Annotated in this window: 15 protein-coding genes and 1 pseudogene; 7 read left to right on the forward strand and 9 right to left on the reverse strand. The window is 55.8% G+C overall.

What is annotated here, in order from left to right; genetic code table 11:
• The 4 genes from ABX962_RS11375 to ABX962_RS11390 form a co-directional block, all read right to left on the reverse strand.
• A partial coding sequence (locus ABX962_RS11375) for a DHH family phosphoesterase (protein ID WP_372719436.1) occupies positions 1-771 on the reverse strand: 771 nt, incomplete at its 3' end.
• 496 nt (positions 772-1,267) lie between these two features.
• The gene (gene rpmG, locus ABX962_RS11380; protein WP_339946557.1) at positions 1,268-1,435 is read right to left on the reverse strand and encodes a 50S ribosomal protein L33; all 168 of its coding nucleotides are present in this window, start codon (positions 1,433-1,435) and stop codon (positions 1,268-1,270) included.
• A 127-nt stretch (positions 1,436-1,562) separates the two neighbouring features.
• Positions 1,563-1,976, reverse strand: coding sequence for a hypothetical protein (locus ABX962_RS11385; protein WP_372719438.1), 414 nt, complete (start codon positions 1,974-1,976; stop codon positions 1,563-1,565).
• Positions 1,973-2,335 carry a 4a-hydroxytetrahydrobiopterin dehydratase gene (locus ABX962_RS11390; protein WP_372719440.1) on the reverse strand — a complete coding sequence of 121 codons (363 nt, stop codon included), beginning with the start codon at positions 2,333-2,335 and terminating at the stop codon, positions 1,973-1,975. The genes ABX962_RS11385 and ABX962_RS11390 overlap by 4 nt, the downstream gene beginning before the upstream one ends.
• Before the next feature lie 319 nt (positions 2,336-2,654).
• On the opposite strand from ABX962_RS11390, the gene rplA reads away from it, so the two are divergent.
• The 3 genes from rplA to rplL all read left to right on the forward strand — a co-directional run bounded on the left by rplA (position 2,655) and on the right by rplL (position 4,399).
• Entirely contained in the window at positions 2,655-3,332 is a 678-nt protein-coding gene (gene rplA / locus ABX962_RS11395) for a 50S ribosomal protein L1 (RefSeq protein WP_008697965.1), read from the forward strand.
• 74 nt (positions 3,333-3,406) lie between these two features.
• Positions 3,407-3,931, forward strand: a complete 525-nt coding sequence (rplJ, locus tag ABX962_RS11400; RefSeq protein ID WP_372719442.1) for a 50S ribosomal protein L10 — start codon at positions 3,407-3,409, stop codon at positions 3,929-3,931.
• 57 nt (positions 3,932-3,988) lie between these two features.
• Positions 3,989-4,399: a 50S ribosomal protein L7/L12 gene (gene rplL / locus ABX962_RS11405; protein ID WP_372719444.1), complete on the forward strand. Its 411-nt coding sequence runs from the start codon at positions 3,989-3,991 to the stop codon at positions 4,397-4,399.
• A 218-nt stretch (positions 4,400-4,617) separates the two neighbouring features.
• On the opposite strand, the gene ABX962_RS11410 is transcribed toward rplL, so the two are convergent.
• Complete coding sequence (locus ABX962_RS11410; RefSeq protein WP_372719446.1) at positions 4,618-5,736, reverse strand: alanine--glyoxylate aminotransferase family protein; 1,119 nt, start codon at positions 5,734-5,736, stop codon at positions 4,618-4,620.
• A gap of 195 nt (positions 5,737-5,931) precedes the next feature.
• On the opposite strand from ABX962_RS11410, the gene ABX962_RS11415 reads away from it, so the two are divergent.
• Positions 5,932-6,942 (forward strand): nucleoside hydrolase, encoded by a 1,011-nt coding sequence (locus ABX962_RS11415; protein WP_372719448.1) that lies wholly within the window; start codon positions 5,932-5,934, stop codon positions 6,940-6,942.
• A 123-nt stretch (positions 6,943-7,065) separates the two neighbouring features.
• On the opposite strand, the gene ABX962_RS11420 is transcribed toward ABX962_RS11415, so the two are convergent.
• Entirely contained in the window at positions 7,066-7,635 is a 570-nt protein-coding gene (locus ABX962_RS11420; protein ID WP_372719450.1) for a DJ-1/PfpI family protein, read from the reverse strand.
• Positions 7,636-7,972: 337 nt separating this feature from the next.
• Here ABX962_RS11420 and ABX962_RS11425 point away from each other — a divergent pair, with 337 nt between their 5' ends.
• On the forward strand, positions 7,973-9,535 hold the full coding sequence (locus ABX962_RS11425; RefSeq protein WP_372719452.1) for a PQQ-binding-like beta-propeller repeat protein: 1,563 nt from the start codon (positions 7,973-7,975) through the stop codon (positions 9,533-9,535).
• A 365-nt stretch (positions 9,536-9,900) separates the two neighbouring features.
• Here the strand turns inward: ABX962_RS11425 and ABX962_RS11430 are convergent, their stop codons facing one another.
• Both ABX962_RS11430 and glyA read right to left on the reverse strand, forming a co-directional pair.
• Entirely contained in the window at positions 9,901-10,356 is a 456-nt protein-coding gene (locus ABX962_RS11430) for a response regulator (RefSeq protein WP_372719454.1), read from the reverse strand.
• A 105-nt stretch (positions 10,357-10,461) separates the two neighbouring features.
• The gene (gene glyA, locus ABX962_RS11435; RefSeq protein ID WP_372719456.1) at positions 10,462-11,715 is read right to left on the reverse strand and encodes a serine hydroxymethyltransferase; all 1,254 of its coding nucleotides are present in this window, start codon (positions 11,713-11,715) and stop codon (positions 10,462-10,464) included.
• Between the two features lie 443 nt (positions 11,716-12,158).
• Between glyA and ABX962_RS11440 the strand changes: the two genes are divergently transcribed.
• The gene (locus ABX962_RS11440; protein WP_372719458.1) at positions 12,159-13,979 is read left to right on the forward strand and encodes an ABC transporter ATP-binding protein; all 1,821 of its coding nucleotides are present in this window, start codon (positions 12,159-12,161) and stop codon (positions 13,977-13,979) included.
• Positions 13,980-14,120: 141 nt separating this feature from the next.
• Positions 14,121-15,926 (forward strand): ABC transporter ATP-binding protein, encoded by a 1,806-nt coding sequence (locus ABX962_RS11445; RefSeq protein WP_372719460.1) that lies wholly within the window; start codon positions 14,121-14,123, stop codon positions 15,924-15,926.
• Positions 15,927-16,324: 398 nt separating this feature from the next.
• Here the strand turns inward: ABX962_RS11445 and ABX962_RS11450 are convergent.
• A pseudogene (locus ABX962_RS11450) lies at positions 16,325-17,024 on the reverse strand (phenylalanine--tRNA ligase subunit beta); the annotation flags it as partial.

Below are 17,024 nucleotides of genomic sequence, written 5' to 3' on the forward strand. Positions count from 1 at the left end.
CGTTTTTAGCCCGTGTTCAACCAGCACGCGGTTTTCGTCCAGCAGCGGAACCACGTCCGCGACGGTCCCGATCGCGGCCAATGCAATCGATTGCATCAAGTAGCGACGCATCGGATCGGTTACCTTTTCGCTGCCCGCAACCTGTTGGCAGATGGCCCAGGCGAGTTTGAATGCGACGCCGGCGCCACACAGTTCACCAAAGGGATAGTTCGTACCGGGAAGTCGTGGGTGAACGACCGCGTCCGCGCGTGGTAGTTCGCCATCAATGGTGTGATGGTCGGTGATGATCAGCTTGACGCCGAGTTCGCGGCAAAGCTCGGCATGTTCGCGACTGGTGATTCCGCAGTCGACGGAAATGATCAGTTTCTTGCCGCGATCCGCTAATTTGCGGATCGCCGCCTCGTTTAGACCGTAGCCATCTTCGAGTCGGTTAGGGACATGGTAGCTGACGTCCGCCCGCATCAGTCGCAAGCCGTTGACCAGAATTGCGGTGCCGGTCATGCCGTCACAGTCGTAGTCGCCATAGATCGTGATCGGTAATTGGTTGTCGATCGCGTCGACAATGATCTGTGTCGCCTCGACCACGCCGGGCAGTTCTTTGGGGTCACGCAGGTCCTTTAGTTTCGTGCTCAGGAACTGCGATGCATCATTGGCGTTGTAGATGCCTCGGCTGACAAGCAGTTGTGCCACGACGGCGGGAAGACGCGCCGAAGCAGCGAGTTGCTGCACGCGAGAGGCGTCGTGGGGGATGATTCGCCATCGACGCTGCATCCTGGACTCCACAAAGAGAGAGGGGGCGAAAGATTCGTTTGCTCGAGATCGGTTTGCGTCCCGCGGCAGCGGGTGGTGTCGCGCGACCCATGCCACCTTAAGTTTGGGCCACCTAAGTTTGGCACGAAACCGGTCGTTTTTATAGCGTAGCGGCGCGAGCGGCCCGGTCAAAATCGAACGATTTGCTCACTACAACCGGGCGGCTCGCGCAGCACCGCGACCAAGGTAGACGGCATTGAGCACAGGCCGCCTGCGTTGTGTGTGGATGAGAAACCTGCTGGCATTCGACCCGTCATCCAAGCGGGCGTAGGCTCGTCGGAGATGAACCCGCTTTGCCCTGCGGGATTGCAGAGCGTTTTGATTATTTTCAGGCAGCGAAAAAAACAGGAGCGTTTGCGGCTCCTGGCGATGGCGAAAGTCGATGCGACTTTCGCAGCTTCATGAAACCGATCTTGTAGCGTCGATCGAACGCGGAGGATCGGCGAGGCGAATCGAATTACTTCTTCTTTTCGACGTGCCAGGTGTGCTTGCGCAAACGCGAGCTGTACTTCTTCAGACGGAGCTTTTCGCCGCCTGCTTTGCGTTGAAGCGTGTAGTTGTAATCTCCGGTTTCTTCGCAAACGAGGAACACGGTATCTGCTTTTTTCTTGCTACGACCAGCCATCGGAACTCTCTTTTATCTAAATCACAATGTGTGTGGTGCGAAAGGAAATCGTTATGAGAACGTCTTTCGGGCCTGGGATTATGGCAGGAAACTATCGAGTTGGGCAAGTCGCTTTTGTTTAAAAAGCTCATTCCCCCTCCATGATCGCCTCTTTGATCGCCACCACGACCCCTCGCCGGCTGAGCGAATTGGCCGTGATCCGGTCCACATCCAATCCCAATGATCGGCCGATTCGGACCGCCAAGTCGACATCGCGAACGCCAAAATACTGATTTACTTGTCGTTCGCCCACATAAATCGTCTGGTTGTCCGAGCAAAATCCTGATTCGAAGGCCTCGCGGTCCTCGTCGATCCAACTTTCGGGGACACGGCGAATTCTGCAGTGTTCGACACTCCATATTTCGTCGCCGGTGCATTCCGAAAGGAGGGCGAGTGCTCGGTGGCGGGCAATTTCAATCACGGGAAATTTTGATCCGGCGAGTTGGATGGGTTGTTTAGGCAGCACTGCAGCGAAATTCACTTGGGTTGCCGAGCGATTCACTTGGATTGCTCGGCCAACAGCGGGTCGATTTTTGCGGCAACCACAAAATCATTGCGGCTCAGACCATCGATCGCGTGAGTCGTCAACTCGATGGTCAGCATCCGGTAGCCTGTCAGATGCAGGTCGGGATGATGCTGTTCCTGTTCTGCCAATACCGAAATCTGGTTGATATGTGCAACCGCATCAACAAAATTGCGGCATTTCAGCGTGCGAGAGATTCGCTTTGCGTCGGCCGCGAGCTCCCATTCCGGGATTGCTTTGATGAGATCGGACGCCTGATCGCGAGAAAGTGTTGGCACACCTCCTTCGCATGGCACGCATTTGGCGGCCCGTAGTGAATCTGCGTTGTCGATGTTCACGTTTTCGGGGGAATCTGAGCCAGAAGTCTCGGTTCGATTTGATTTTGACATGCTCTTTTGACGATTCAGAGGGTTCGGTTCAGCAAGATTTTATAAGAATCTTACAAAAAACTGTATCAACAAGCATCGTTTGCCGTTGACGTCGCGAAATGAATTGACGACATTCTCCCGCTTCGTGAGAGGAAATCTCGCGTTTTATAAGTGGGAGAGTTTGCCGCCATCCGGCGTGCTGTGAATCGCAACCATGCGGTCACCGTGTGCATCGGAAGGGCCAGGTGACCTCGCCGAACCACCCGACATATAAGAGAGTCGCGACCCTATGGGTAAAAAATCCAAGCGTTATCGTGCAGCGCTCGCAAAGCAGCCTGCAAATTTGCTGCCACTCAGCGAAGCAGTTGACGCACTCAAAAAATACGATTTGACCAAGTTCGACCAAACGGTCGAAGTGCACATGCGTTTGGGCGTTGACCCGAACCAAGCGGATCAAATCATTCGTGGCAGCATCGTGTTGCCAAACGGAATCGGCAAGACTCAGCGAGTCGTCGTGTTCGCCAAGGGCGATGCGGCCAAGGCCGCTGAAGAAGCGGGTGCCGACGAAGTAGGTCAAGAAGACTTGGCTAAAAAAATCAAAGACGGTTGGACAGACTTTGATGTTTGTATCGCCGCTCCTGACATGATGGGGCTGGTGGGACCGCTTGGTCGTGTCCTCGGTCCTCGTGGATTGATGCCTAGCCCGCGTGCGGGAACGGTCACCCCGGACGTTGCAAAGGTGGTTGGCGAATACAAGGCTGGTAAAGTCGAGTTTCGTAACGACAAGGGCGGAAACGTCCACGCGATGGTCGGCAAAATGAGCTTCGAGCCACAGAAGCTCACCGAAAACATCACTGCATTCGTTGACTTTGTCAGCGGCATGAAACCCCAATCCGTCAAGGGCACTTACATTAAAGGCGTTGCCATCTGTGCAACGATGAGCCCCAGTGTGAGAGTTGCGTACTAGCAAGTCTTTTAGAGTATCAGGCTTTTTGAACTAGACGTTCTGTCGCACAAATCGCACTTAAGTGAACCCAACCGATGAGTAAATACGTCAAAGAATTGGTGACTCGCGACATCAAACGCGAACTAGACGGTGTCGAAGACGCCGTGCTGGTGAGCTATGTCGGGATGGATGCCATCACTACCAACGAACTTCGTGGCGAGCTGGATGCGAAAGACATTCGCATGCTGGTCGTCAAGAATTCTCTTGCTCGGCGAGCGACCGAAGGGTCTTCGCTGGCACCTGCCTTCGAGGGAACTTGTGGGCAAGTCGCTGTATGCTGGGGGGCGTCTGATTTCGTCTCTCTTGTCAAGGAGATCGTTCGACTTGATAAGGACAGCAGCAAGTATGAGAAGTTTACCGCTGCTGGCGGTGTCATGGATGGCGAAAAGCTTGATGCGGATCGCTTGAAAGAAGTCAGCAAGTGGCCAAGCCGCGAAGAGCAAATTTCGATGTTGTCAGGTCAAATTCTTGGTCCTGGATCGCAATTGTCGGCCGCACTTCTCGGTCCGGGCAAGAAGCTCAACAGTCAAATTAAGAAAATCGCAGAAGGCGACGAGTAGTTGCTCTTTTGTTAGTCGTTCCGTAACAAATCACCAACTGTTTTTGAGGTATTAGAAATGTCCGAAGAAGGCACCGCGGTCGCCGAATTTAGCGCCGAAGCAAAAGAAATGGGCGACAAGATCGCCGGTATGACCCTGAAGCAAGCCAAAGAGCTCAGCGATTACTTGAAGGATGTCCACGGCATCGAACCTGCCGCTGGCGGCGGAGTGATGGTGGCTGCACCTGCTGAAGGTGGTGGCGCTGCTGTTGAAGAGAAGACCGAATGGGACATCGTCCTGACCGGCTTCGGCGACAAGAAGCTGAACGTTGTGAAGGTTGTTAAGAACCTGACCGGCGCTTCGCTGATGGAAGCCAAGAAGATGGTCGAAGGCGTTCCAGCTACCTTGAAGGAAGGCGCATCGAAAGAAGATTGCGACAAGATCAAGGCGGAAATCGAAGAAGCTGGCGGAACCGTCGAACTCAAGTAGTTCGCTGTTGGGCGCTCGCTCGAATCACCCGAAAGCCCTGGTGGATCTTCACCAGGGCTTTTCGCGTTGCGCTTGGGGGATAGGCTGTAGCAAAAGTCGCGAAGACTTTCGTCCACGCTTGCTTGCCATCGCGAAAATCACACGCGAGAGTTTCGCCACGCTAATGTTTTGCTCTTTGATAGGCTGCGAGTTTGCGGTGCTTTGCGCTGCGCACTGACCTACATCACTTCGCGGAGCGCCGAAAGCAAGGTGCTGACGTTGCGTTTGGTTGCGGAATGGCCCATCAATCCAATTCGCCACGCCTTGCCTGCGAAAATCCCCAATCCGCCACCGATTTCGATGTCGTACTCGTTCAGCAAGCGGTTGCGAATCGCCGCGTCCTCGACGCCGTCGGGTAGCGCCACGCAGTTCAGTGTGCACAGCGATTGTTTCGGGATGTAAGAAAATCCGTGTTCCTCGAGTCCTTTGCGAAGCAGCAAGTGCATTTCGCGGTGCCGAGCAATCCGGTTTTCGAGTCCTTCTTCGATCACGATCGCCAGCGATTCACGCAGCGCATAGATCATGTTGATCGGGGCGGTGTGATGGTACGCCCGGCCTCCCGAACCGGTGTAATAATTTTTCAGCATCGAAACATCCAGATACCAACTTTGTACCTTGGTTTTGCGTTGGTCGATTCGCTCGAGCGCCCTTTCGGAAAACGAGACGGGCGAAAGACCCGGGGGGCACGACAAACACTTTTGGGTTCCCGAATAAATCGCATCGATTCCCCACTGGTCGACTTTTAGTTCGTGGCCGCCGAGCGATGTGACCGCGTCGACCGCGAGTAACATTCCTGCATCGTGCACGATCTCGGCCAAGCCGCTTAAATCTTGGTGGGCGCCGGTGGAGGTTTCCGCGTGCACGATGCCCAGCATTTTGGCGTTGGGGTGTTTTTCGACCGCTTCGGCGATCGCTTCGTTGCGGAACGTTTCACCCCAGGGGACTTCGATTGCATGCACGGTCGCGCCGCACCGCTCCACATTGTCTTTCATCCGTCCGCCAAAAACCCCGTTGATGCAAACGATCGCTTCGTCCCCCGGTTCGATCAGATTGGCGACGACCGCTTCCATCCCGGCCATTCCCGTTCCAGAAACCGGGAACGTCAGCAAGTTTTTTGTTTGGTAGGCATCGCGAATCAATTGGCATGTTTCATCCATGATCTCGATAAATTGGGGGTCGAGATGCCCGAGCGTCGGTGCGGCAAGGGCGCGTAGGATCCGCGCCGGCACCGTGCTCGGCCCTGGGCCCATCAAGATGCGTTCACGAGGATTCAGCGGAGACGTTGGTCGTGTGGGCATGGTGTGATCTTTGCCAATCGAGGGACGAGGGCGGGCACGGAAGTCGCGGAGTCTATCTTATCGGTTTTTCCGCCCCCAATCGACGACGTGCGGATTTTGCCGTGGTCTCGCTCGTGCAAGTCAACAGAGTGCGAGGTATGATGGTCGATCCAACCCTCCCTCCCTCCTGCCCCTCGACCCCCAAAGGTTCTTTCAATGCGTTTGTCATTGTGTGCACTTTTCGTGTCACTTTTTGTTCTCACGCCTTCCATTGCGTTCTCACAGCAACGGCTGGATCCGGTTCCCCTGATCTTTGATACCGACATCGGCAACGACGTTGACGACGCGTTGGCATTGGGCATGATTCACTCGTTGCAATCGCGTGGTGAATGCAAGCTGCTGGCGGTCACGATCACGAAGGATCATGAACTTGCCGCACCCTTTGTCGACGCGGTCAATACGTTTTATGGTCGCGGAGACATTCCGATCGGTGTCTGTCGCAGCGGGGTCACTAACACCGCAGGTCGGTTCAATACGCTGGCAACTCAGAAAGACAATGGCAAGCTGCGTTATCCTCATGATTTGACCTCGGGTAACGATGCGGCCGATGCCGTGGCTGTGTTGCGGAACTCGCTAGCCGGTGCCGAGGATGGCTCGGTTGTAATTGCCCAAGTCGGCTTTTCCACGAACCTGGCAAACTTGTTGATGTCGAAAGCCGACGATGTCAGCCCGCTTGCTGGCACCGAATTGGTCAAAAAGAAAGTTCGTTTGTTGTCGATTATGGCCGGTGCGTTCACCGACGGGCACAAAGAATACAATCTGATCAAGGACATCCCGTCGGCAAAAAAGCTAGTCGCGGATTGGCCCACGCCGATTGTATGGAGCGGATACGCGGTGGGGAAATCGCTTGCCTATCCACATCAAAGCATCCTGCGAGATTACGGATACGTTGATCATCATCCGTTGTCGGAAGCCTATATTCTTTACATGCCACCGCCTCATGATCGACCGACTTGGGATTTAACCAGTGTCTTGTACGGGGTGCGTCCCGACCACGGCTATTTTGAGTTGTCCGAACCGGGTTCGGTCCAGATGGCGGACGATGGAGTGACTACGTTCAAGGCCGCTGCCAATGGTCGGGATCGATACATTTTGGTTCGCGAAGATTTGCGGCCCAAGGTGCTCGAAGCGTTGCAGTTGCTCTCGAGCCAACCGCCGAGCAAGTAATTTTCCAGGGCGTCAGCCGCCAGCAATTGTCGCTCGGCTTTCCAAGCCGTTGGTGTGCCTGACGTTTCATCGTCCCAAGGAAAGTGGCCGCGTTTCATACGTGCTGCATTGTCACCGCGACGGTTACAACAGGTCCACAAACGCTCGCATCCAAGCGGGGTGCGCGGGCCAAGCCGGAGCGGTGACGAGATTGCCGTCGACATGCGCCGAGTCCATTGTTTCGGCCGGTTCGATGTACTGGCCACCGCTGAGTGTCACTTCGGGGCTGCACGCCGGATAGCAACTGCACTGGCGTCCCTTCAGAACGCCGGCGGCCGCCAGGATTTGGGGGCCATGGCAGACCGCAGCAACCGGTTTGTTGGTTTTAAAGAAGTGACGCACCAGTTCCAGAACTTTTTCGTTCAGCCGTAGGTATTCCGGTGCCCGTCCGCCGGGGATCACCAAGGCGTCAAACGAGTCGAGGTCGATGGCGTCAAAGTCGGCGGTGACGGCGAAGCGATGTCCAGGCTTTTCCGAATAGGTCTGGTCACCGTCAAAGTCGTGGATTGCGGTCGCGACCGTATCACCAGGGGATTTGCCGGGGCACACCGTGGCGACTTCATGTCCAAACGTTTTTAGGATCTGTAGCGGGACCATCGCTTCGTAGTCTTCGACATAGTCGCCCACGAGCATCAAGATTTGTTTATTGGCCATGATCTTCGGCTTTGCTTGGGTTCTTAGAGGGTAAATTCGATGGAGACGGGCCGCCCGAATCCGTGCCGACATTTAATCATCGATGTCGCCGCGGCACCATCGGTGGCGTCTTTTTACCTTAAAATCGGCGTAATCCGTTCGAATTGACGTTTCATCGACTCGATTTTGCCAAGGATTCGCCATCGCCGAAACAAGCGATTAGAATAACCGGGACTATTCTCTTTGCTCGTGCCTCCATTTTTTGAGCTAGGTGTTCGCCGTGCGCATGCCCTTTGGTTTCCGCTTCGTTAGCTATCCAGCTGCTTTTTGCCCAGTCGCTGTTTGTTTTGTCACCGCCATGGTGTTCAATCTGGGTGATGTCGGCACCAGCCATGCGGCTGATTTCTTGACTGCCCAACAGGCCACGCGTCTAGGCTTGGTCGAGGCTTGGCGGCGGCAAACCGAGGTTCCTGCGGGCGTCCAGTCGATGGTCGATCAGCAGATTTTTGTCCACGTCGAAAATCCACGTGAGTACGTCGAAATTGTGGTTGCGGCGCCCCCCGCAACCAGCCCCGCGGTGGAAGAACCCGGTGCGGTCAATGAAGCGGCCAAGCCTCATGAAAATGGAGGATCGCCACCCAAAAAGGTGCTGGTGCGAATTCCCACCGATCGCGTTGACGCGCATGGCAAAGCGATTGGAAAAGCGGAAGCTGAGCGGTTGGCAGGTAATGAAATTCGCCGCTTGAAGCGGCGTGGTATCGAAGCGACAATGGAGTCGCGAATCGTGCCACGGATTTGTCTTTACACGCTCGGCAACGATGGAACGTTGGAGTGCCGCGACGCTGAATCAGGTGAATCGGTTTGGATGGTTCGCGTCGGTGTCGAGCGACTTGGCTACAAGGCCATCGGGGTGGGCGAGTCTTTTGTCTCGGTGGTTAATGGTGGTAACTTATTGAGGGTGGATGTCACCAACGGCGAATTGATCGAACAGCGACGCACCGTCAATGTTCCCATCTTTGGTGCGATCAATGCCGGTGATTTTGCCGTGATTGCCACGATCCAAAATGGAATCGAAGGCTATCCTCTGTACGATACATCACGGTTGCCGTTTCGCGAACGTGTATCGGGGCGAGCACTTGCGTTGCCAGTCAAGGCACCTGGCTCGACTCGGATCGCTTGGGGAACCGACCACGGTTTTGTTTACTGCATGGAAACGTCGGGCGAGCCATCGGTGATGTTTCGTCTGAATACCGATGGCATTGTGAGCGCCCGCATCGCGGCAGCAAGCGACGATCGATTCTTCTTTGGATCCGAAGCAGGGCAAATCTATGGCATCAAAGGCACGCGAACAGGCCAAGTATTGTGGAGCCGACCGTATGGCGAACCGTTTTACAATCAACCGATTGTTGCTGGCGAACAGCTGCTGATTCGATCGACTTACGGCAGCCTGTATTCGCTTGGCTTGGCCGACGGGATCAGCACTTGGCAGGATGCGGCCACGAATATCGACGAATTGGTCGGGACGATCGGTGACAAGCTTTACGTGACCACGCTCAGCGGCTCGTTTTCCGTTTTGGACCTGAAGACCGGAAAGCAAGTGGAGTCGTTTCCGGGGATTCGCCCCAAGCGATTGCTGCGTAATTCCAAGACCGATCGTTTGTATCTGATCGGTAGCACCGGAGCGGTTCAGTGTTTGCGTAGCATCGACGCCGAGTTGCCGATCATCAGCGAAGGTCACGGCGACGTAATGAAGGTGGAGGCGACGGAGGCAAAGGAGGAAGAGATAAAGAAGCCTGCCGAGCCTGCTGAATTTGGGATGCCCGCTGCGAGCGACCCCTTCGCGGCTCCCGGAGCCGATCCCTTCGCCGCGCCGGGCGGTGGTGCCGATCCCTTTGGCGCTGACCCCTTCGGCGGAATGTAAGCTCTCCCATAGCGATACTCGTCAACGGCTTGTTGATTTAATCCAAATGCAAATCGTAACCGTGAACCGTGAGCCGTAAGGCACCGGGTACCGCGTGGGACCCGGCCGCTGACGCGCGAGCGGCTCAATAAATCAACAAGTCGTCTAGCGTTTCGTCCTGCTCCGCCGCGATCCGGCGCAGGCTTGACCCTCCCGGCGAAGCCAGGGGAGGGTCGGGAAACGAGCCTTCAGCGAGTTTCCCAGGGAGGGCTGGCTGCGATAGGTCTTGTACGCTGCAACTTCTATCGCTGTAACATCTAGCACAGCGACGCCCCGCTGACGGATTGGAAAGCCGAGCGACAAACGGCGGCTTCATCCACGTCGTTTTAGACGTCCTTGGGTGGTTGGATTTGGTCGTTGCCGTCTTCCATCTCTTGGATGTAGCGACGCAGGCGTTCCAGTTCGTCCTCGGTCCCTTTCAGTTTCAGCATATTCTCGACTCGTTTGACGAGTTCGACTTTATTGACCGGCTTGCTGAGGAAGTCGTCGGTGCCTGCGGACACCGCTCGCTCGATATCGCCCAATTCGTTCAGCGCCGTGACCATCAAAATCATCACTCGGCTGGTCGCCGGATTGTCTTTGATTTTCTTGCAGACCTCGAATCCGCTCAGCTTGGGCATCATCACGTCAAGCAGGACCAAGTCCGGTTTGAACGATTCGATCTTGTCCAGCGTGTCTTGGCCATCGACCGAGGTTTCCGTGTCGCAGTCGACGCCTACTAGGTAGGCTTCGAGCAGTTCGCGGTTCGCGATGTTGTCATCAGCAATCAGAATGCGGTGCATAGCGTTGTCAGAATCGTGGACGACGTGAAAAAAAGGGGCGGAACCGGTGGCAACCCATCATCGGATTACCACCGTCATTTTAGCGATCGAGTGCTCGGCGTCGCACTAGGCAGTGGCGTGATCGCCTGCAGGAACGGGAAAGTTCTTGCAGAGTTCGCGGATCTCGCTGCGAATCGATTGGTGCAGCGATTCATCGTCGGAATTCGACAATGCTTGATGGATCCAGCCGCCGATTCGCTTCATCTCGTCGCTTCCCATCCCGCGAGTCGTCAACGCGGGGGTGCCGATGCGAATCCCCGATGGGTCCATCGGCTTGCGCTCGTCAAACGGGATCATGTTCATGTTGACCGTGATGCCGCATGCTTCGAGCACCGCTTCGGCTTTCTTGCCACCCAGTCCCACTGCGGTGACATCGACCAGCATCAAATGGTTGTCGGTGCCGCCGCTGACCAACGGCAATCCGGCTGCCATCAGCGTTTCGGCTAATGTTTTTGCATTTGTGACTAGCGACTTGCCATACTCTTTGAACGCGGGCGTCATCGCTTCGGCGAAACAGACCGCTTTGGCTGCGACCATGTGCATCAGCGGGCCGCCTTGGGTGCCCGGGAAGACATTGCGGTTGACTAGTTTTAGGTGTTCTTTCTTGCAAAGAATCAAGCCACTTCGTGGGCCACGCAGCGTTTTGTGCGTCGTCGTGGTGACATAATCGGCGTACGGCACCGGGCTGTTATGTTGGCCCGCAGCGACCAAGCCCGCGTAGTGGGCCATGTCGACCATCAGCTTGGCACCGACATCGTTGGCGATTTCCGCAAAACGATCGTGCGGGATTTCACGGGGGTAGGCGCTCGCTCCGGCGACGATCAGCTTTGGCTTGTGCTCGCGAGCCAATTTGGCGATTTGGTCAAAATCGAGACGGTGGTTCTCTTTATCCACGCCGTAGGAGTGGAAATTGTACAGCCGGCCGCTGATGTTCAGCTTCATGCCGTGAGTCAGGTGGCCGCCTTGAGCCAGGTCCAGCCCGAGAACCGAATCGCCTGGTTCCAGGCAAGCCAGGTAAACGGCGGTATTGGCTTGCGATCCCGCATGCGGCTGGACGTTTGCTTCCTCGGCACCAAACAGCTTTTTGGCTCGTTCAATGGCCAGCGATTCGGTCACGTCGACATGCTCGCAGCCACCGTAGTAGCGGCGTCCAGGATAGCCTTCGGCGTATTTGTTCGTCAAAACGCTGCCTGCAGCCTGCATAATAGCAAGACTGGTGTAGTTTTCGCTCGCGATCATCTCCAACCCGTCCTGCTGGCGGGTGGCTTCGGCTTGGATGGTTTCCCAGATTTCAGGGTCTTGCTGCTGCAGCCAATTCATGAGTTTTTTTAATTGGGGGGAGGAGGATAGAAGTAAGCTTGCGATCTTCGCACCACGGCGGACACGATTGTCGACCGCGGAGGGCAAAGCGTCAATGTCGCCAAAACCAGGGAAACGGTCCAAAAAAGGAAATCCGGAAAAACACGTAATGGACGAGGCAACGAGTTCCGGCAAAACACGTAGGGATGAGGCTACGAATCCCCGCCTCGACGAATCACGCCAGCATCACCCAGCTTGTTCATCTTTCCCGCATTTTTCGCATCCAAGGCAACCGAAAGCTATCAAAATCATCCGTTTTAATGCCCCTTTTTCATTGCAAGAGCCACTGTTTGGATCGTCGAATTGTGGCAAGATGTTTCGGTCCAACCGGAATCGAGTGGGGCGTCTTTGGCATTTAGTCTTGGCAACGCCTTGATCGATCTCGCTTCGCCCCCCTTCCTCCTTTGCTTCCAAAAGACTCGCTGAGCGATATGTCAAATTATCAAGTCGTTCAGCGATTACTGAAATTGGCGTGGCGGTACCGTGGTTGGTGCGCGGCGATGCTTTTCCTGCAAGCAGTGTTGATGGGGTTAGCCGTTGCCTTGGTCCAACTCGGCGGACTCGCGATTGATGTCATCCGTTTCTATTCGCACGATACCCCCAACTTTCCCACCCTGCCCTTCGGAATTCTGTTTCCGGTTCACTGGTCGCCGCTAAATCAGGTCATCGCCATCGCGGTCGCCATGATCGTCGTCGCGATCGTTCGTGCGCTGCTGAATTACAGTTACGCGATCATCTCGGGCACGCTAGTGCACCGAAAAATTGTGGTCGATTTGCGTGCCGAGGTTTATGCGAAACTGCAGCGGCTGAGTTTAAGTTTTTATCACAATCAACCTGCCGGCACGATCATCAACCGCGTCACCGGTGACGTCCAAGCCACGCGTGCGTTCATCGATGGCGTGTTGATCCAACTGTCGATCCTGGCGATGTCGCTGGTCTTCTATTTGACGTTCATGATCCGTATCGATGCGACGTTGACGCTGGTTTGTTTGGCGACGACGCCTGTGGTTTGGTGGTCGAGTATTCGATTTTCGCGAATCGTGCGGCCGATGTACGACCAGTCGCGTCATTTGTTTGACCTGCTTGTATTGCGGGTGGCCGAATCGGTGGACGGCGTCGCGGTGATCAAGTCGCTGGGGCGACAAGCGGCCGAAACAATATCGTTCGACAGAGCCAACGATGATCTGTTGAACCAACAGCAAGACGTCTTTCAACGTGTTAGCCGGTTTGGCCCCTCGATCCAGTTACTGACGCAAATCAATCTCGTCGTGCTGTTGATCTACGGCGGTTACCTGACTTCGATCGGCCGTTTGCCACTGGGCAGCGGTCTGATCGTCTTTGCCGGTCTGCTGCAACAATTCAGCAATCAAGTCGGCAACCTTTCAAGTTTGACCGGAACGATCCAGCAATCATTGACGGGGGCGCGGCGAGTGTTCGAGGTGCTCGATGCGGCCGAAGAAGTTTCGCAACCCGACGATGCGTGGCTGCCCGATTCGATTCGCGGCGAAATCCACTTTCACAATGTCAGCTTTGAATATGTCGCGGGTAATCCCGTCCTAAAGGACATTTCGCTACACATTCGCGCAGGCGAACGGGTGGCAATTCTGGGCGCAGTGGGCCAGGGAAAATCGACGCTGCTCAGTTTGCTTCCGCGGTTCTACGATCCCACCCTCGGCGTGGTCGAAATTGATGGTGTTGACGTCCGAGCGTGGGATTTAAAAACGCTCCGCCGCCGAGTCGCCTTGGTGCTACAAGAACCGCTGCTGTTGAGCAACACGATCGGAGCGAACATTGCGTTTGGTTGTCCCGGAGCGACGCGAGAGCAAGTGCGAATGGCCGCTCGGCTTGCCGCCGCTCACGACTTTATCGAAGCCACACCGGACGGCTACGACACGATTCTCGGCGAATACGGTATGTCGCTTTCGGGCGGCCAAAGGCAACGGCTTGCCTTGGCTCGAGCATTGTTAACCGACCCCGCGATCTTGCTGTTGGATGATCCCGTATCGGCAATTGATCCGGAAACCGAACATGAAATCCTTGCGGCGCTCGGGGAAGCGTCCAAGGGGCGAACGACACTGATCGTCGCACATCGGCTCAGTACATTGCGGGGAGCGGATCGCGTGATCGTGTTAGATCGCGGCGAGATCGTTCAGCAAGGAACGCACGAAGAATTAATGCGTGAGCCAGGCCCCTACCACCAAGTCGCACAAAGCCAATGTCGTTGAATCAAAGTCGTTGATCGCTCCGCGATCATAACGCGAAGCTCCTAACGTCGTAGACCGCACCGCAGTCAAAACGCAAAGATCGCGGAGCGATCAGCGACAATTTTTCCAAACCAAACGTCCTTTCAGCATCATGCAAATTTTATGAGCAGCACCTTCGCCCCCATGGTCCGCGTCACACGCGACCCTGATGCGGATCCGCATCGGCGGCCGCTGTCGTTGTCGCTGGTGGCTCGGTTGTGGGGATTGATGCGTCCGTATGCGGCTAAGCGAAACGTGCTGCTCGCGCTCGTCCTGCTCCGCGCGGTTCAATTGCCGCTGCTGGCTTGGTCGATTGGCGCCGTGATCAATGGGCCGATCTCCAACGCCGCTCCGATGACATCGATCGTCATCGCTTCGCTGGGAGTGTTGGCTTTGGCTGCCTGGACGCAATTCACACTGGTGTTTCGTCAACGACTAGCACTAGAGTTAGGTGAAGCGATCGTGCACGATCTTCGCGGATCGGTCTATTCGCATTTGCAGCAGATGCCGATGAGTTTTTATGCGAAAACGAAAACAGGGCGAGTGATCAGCCGTATCACCAGCGACTGTGACGCCGTCCGCGTCGGTGTCCAGGACGTGTTGTTCGTCAGTCTCGTCCAGGGTGGGCAAATGATCGGCGCCGCGGTGATCATGGCCTGGTACGATCTGCCGCTGTTGATGGTTGTGTTGGCGATGAGTCCCGTGATGTGGATCATTGGCCGGGTGATGCGAAACCGACTCAGCGAAGCGTATCGCGATGTCCAAGAAAGTTTCAGTCGCGTGACCGCCACGATTGCCGAATCGGTCGCCGTGATTCGCGTCACTCAGGCCTTGGCTCGCGAAGATACCAATGCCGAATTGTTTCGCCAATTGACCGCCGATCACGCTGAATACAACATGAACAGCGCTCGGCATAACGGCTTGCTGATGCCGCTGTTGGAATTAACTGGCCAAATTTCGTTGGGGCTCGTTTTGATCGTCGGCGCGTACCGAGCGATTGTGGCCAGCGATCCAATGCCCGTGGGCGATTTGATCCAGTTCTGGTTCCTGGCAGGATTATTCTTTAGCCCGATCCAAGTCCTGGGAAACCAATACAACCAAGCACTGACGGCGATGGCTGGCGCCGAACGCGTCTTTCGCTTGCTCGATACGCCGCCCGAATGGACCGATCTGCCGACGGCAGTATCGTTACCCGTTCAGGTGGACGGTAAACTAACCGTCGAAAACGTTTCGTTTGCCTATGATCCGGGGCATTGGGTGCTGCGGGATGTTGCGTTTGTCGCTGAACCACGCCAAATGGTGGCACTTGTCGGTGAAACCGGCAGCGGCAAGTCGACGATCGCCAATTTGGTCTCTCGTTACTACTTACCGACCAACGGGAAAATTTTCATTGATGGATTGGATACTCGCGAGCTGACAAGCGAGTCGATTTCGCGTGCCATTTCAGTCATCCCGCAACAGAATTATCTGTTCACCGGCAGCGTGCTGCAAAACATCGTGGCCGGACGCGACGGCGCGACCGAATCCGATGCCGTCGAAGCCTTGCGGTCGCTCGATTGCGAGTGGTTGATTGAGGATTTACCCGAGGGTCTGCAAACGCAAGCCGGATCACGTGGCGGCCGTGTCTCGCTGGGGCAACGCCAACTGATCTGCTTTGCCCGCGCCCTGGTCGCCAACCCACGGATCTTAATCCTAGACGAAGCCACCAGTGCGGTGGACACACTGACGGAATTGCGAATTCAAAAAGCGCTGGGGCGGCTACTCGAGAATCGCACCAGTCTCGTGATCGCTCACCGTTTGAGTACGATCCGGACCGCCGATCAAATCCTGGTCATGTCGCACGGAAAAATCGCCGAGCAAGGCCGGCACGAGGAACTGCTAAAACAAAACGGGCTCTACAAAGACTTGCACGAACGTTTCGTGTCGTAACTGGATTCGTTGTAGGCCGGAACGCGGCGGTAACGGACTCACCTTCACAAACGCTGCCGGCGGGGCGGACAATCCACCTCTCCCGAGCGTCTGCTCGGGAGAGGTCGGGCGGGCCCTTTAGGCCTCGTCCGGGTGAGAGCCGCGGTGAGCCATCTTGATGTGTCGTTCGACCCGGCTTGCTCGGACGGCCCTCACCCGAGCAATCGCTAAAGGCTCTGCTCGACCTCTCCCAAACTGCGTTTGGGAGAGGTCGATATGCTGCAAGCCACCTATCCTGAGCGTCCGCTCGGGAGTATTGGACGATGAACTTTTCGACGTCAATCGCTACGACAGCGTTGTGAAGGTTCAGAAAGCACTTGAGTCCGCCGCAGCATGAACGCTCGCGATTTGAGTCCGGCCTACGAAAGCAACTCAGCGGCCAGTTCTTGCTTGCACGCGCCGATGACTTGACCAATCAATTGGTCGGCTTGTTCGCCACTGAGCGTGCCGTCGTGCAGTTGCAAGGACACCGACATCAAGACGCGTTTGCGATCCTTGCCGTCTTTGGCCGGGTCACGGTACGTTTCACAGTAGCGAACGCCCGCAAGCTCTTCGCCTACTGCCGCCCGCACGACGCGTTCTAGCTCACTCCAGCGGACCGATTCGGCAACCACAAAGTTCAAATCACGCTCGACCGAGGGGAACATGCTGACACTCTGCTGTTGCGGAACAAGCGATGCCGCCTCCAGCAGAGTCGGTAGCGAGAACTCGGCGGCAACCACCGGGGCAGGCAACTTCCACGATTTCAGCACCTTCGGATCGACGATGCCCAAATAGCCCACCATTCGCTCGCCACAGCTGACTTCGACCACGGCGCCCTTGGCAAACCCACTCCGCTCGATCGCTTTCACCTGGACAGGATCGGCGATGCCCATGCGTTGGCAAAGCGTTTCGATCGCTCCCTTCATTTCCAAGTAATCGCAACCCGAAACCATTGCCAACGAGTATTGTTCGCTCGGCAACGCTTCGTTGCTCTGTTGTGGCAAGTAAATGTGAGCGATCTCGAAAAGATCGGCATGAATGCTGGCCGAAGCCCAGTTGTTCGCACGTCCTTCCAAC

This window comes from Novipirellula sp. (assembly GCF_041583735.1).
Classification (GTDB): domain Bacteria; phylum Planctomycetota; class Planctomycetia; order Pirellulales; family Pirellulaceae; genus Novipirellula.

Excerpts from the sequence above, each read along its gene's own strand:
- rplA (WP_008697965.1), top strand. The coding sequence starts at position 2,655 with ATGGGTAAAAAATCCAAGCGTTATCGTGCAGCGCTCGCAAAGCAGCCT.
- rplL (WP_372719444.1), top strand. The coding sequence starts at position 3,989 with ATGTCCGAAGAAGGCACCGCGGTCGCCGAATTTAGCGCCGAAGCAAAA.
- ABX962_RS11420 (WP_372719450.1), bottom strand. The coding sequence starts at position 7,635 with ATGGCCAATAAACAAATCTTGATGCTCGTGGGCGACTATGTCGAAGAC.
- glyA (WP_372719456.1), bottom strand. The coding sequence starts at position 11,715 with ATGAATTGGCTGCAGCAGCAAGACCCTGAAATCTGGGAAACCATCCAA.
- ABX962_RS11430 (WP_372719454.1), bottom strand. The coding sequence starts at position 10,356 with ATGCACCGCATTCTGATTGCTGATGACAACATCGCGAACCGCGAACTG.
- ABX962_RS11445 (WP_372719460.1), top strand. The coding sequence starts at position 14,121 with ATGAGCAGCACCTTCGCCCCCATGGTCCGCGTCACACGCGACCCTGAT.
- ABX962_RS11425 (WP_372719452.1), top strand. The coding sequence starts at position 7,973 with ATGGTGTTCAATCTGGGTGATGTCGGCACCAGCCATGCGGCTGATTTC.
- rpmG (WP_339946557.1), bottom strand. The coding sequence starts at position 1,435 with ATGGCTGGTCGTAGCAAGAAAAAAGCAGATACCGTGTTCCTCGTTTGC.
- ABX962_RS11410 (WP_372719446.1), bottom strand. The coding sequence starts at position 5,736 with ATGCCCACACGACCAACGTCTCCGCTGAATCCTCGTGAACGCATCTTG.
- ABX962_RS11415 (WP_372719448.1), top strand. The coding sequence starts at position 5,932 with ATGCGTTTGTCATTGTGTGCACTTTTCGTGTCACTTTTTGTTCTCACG.
- rplJ (WP_372719442.1), top strand. The coding sequence starts at position 3,407 with ATGAGTAAATACGTCAAAGAATTGGTGACTCGCGACATCAAACGCGAA.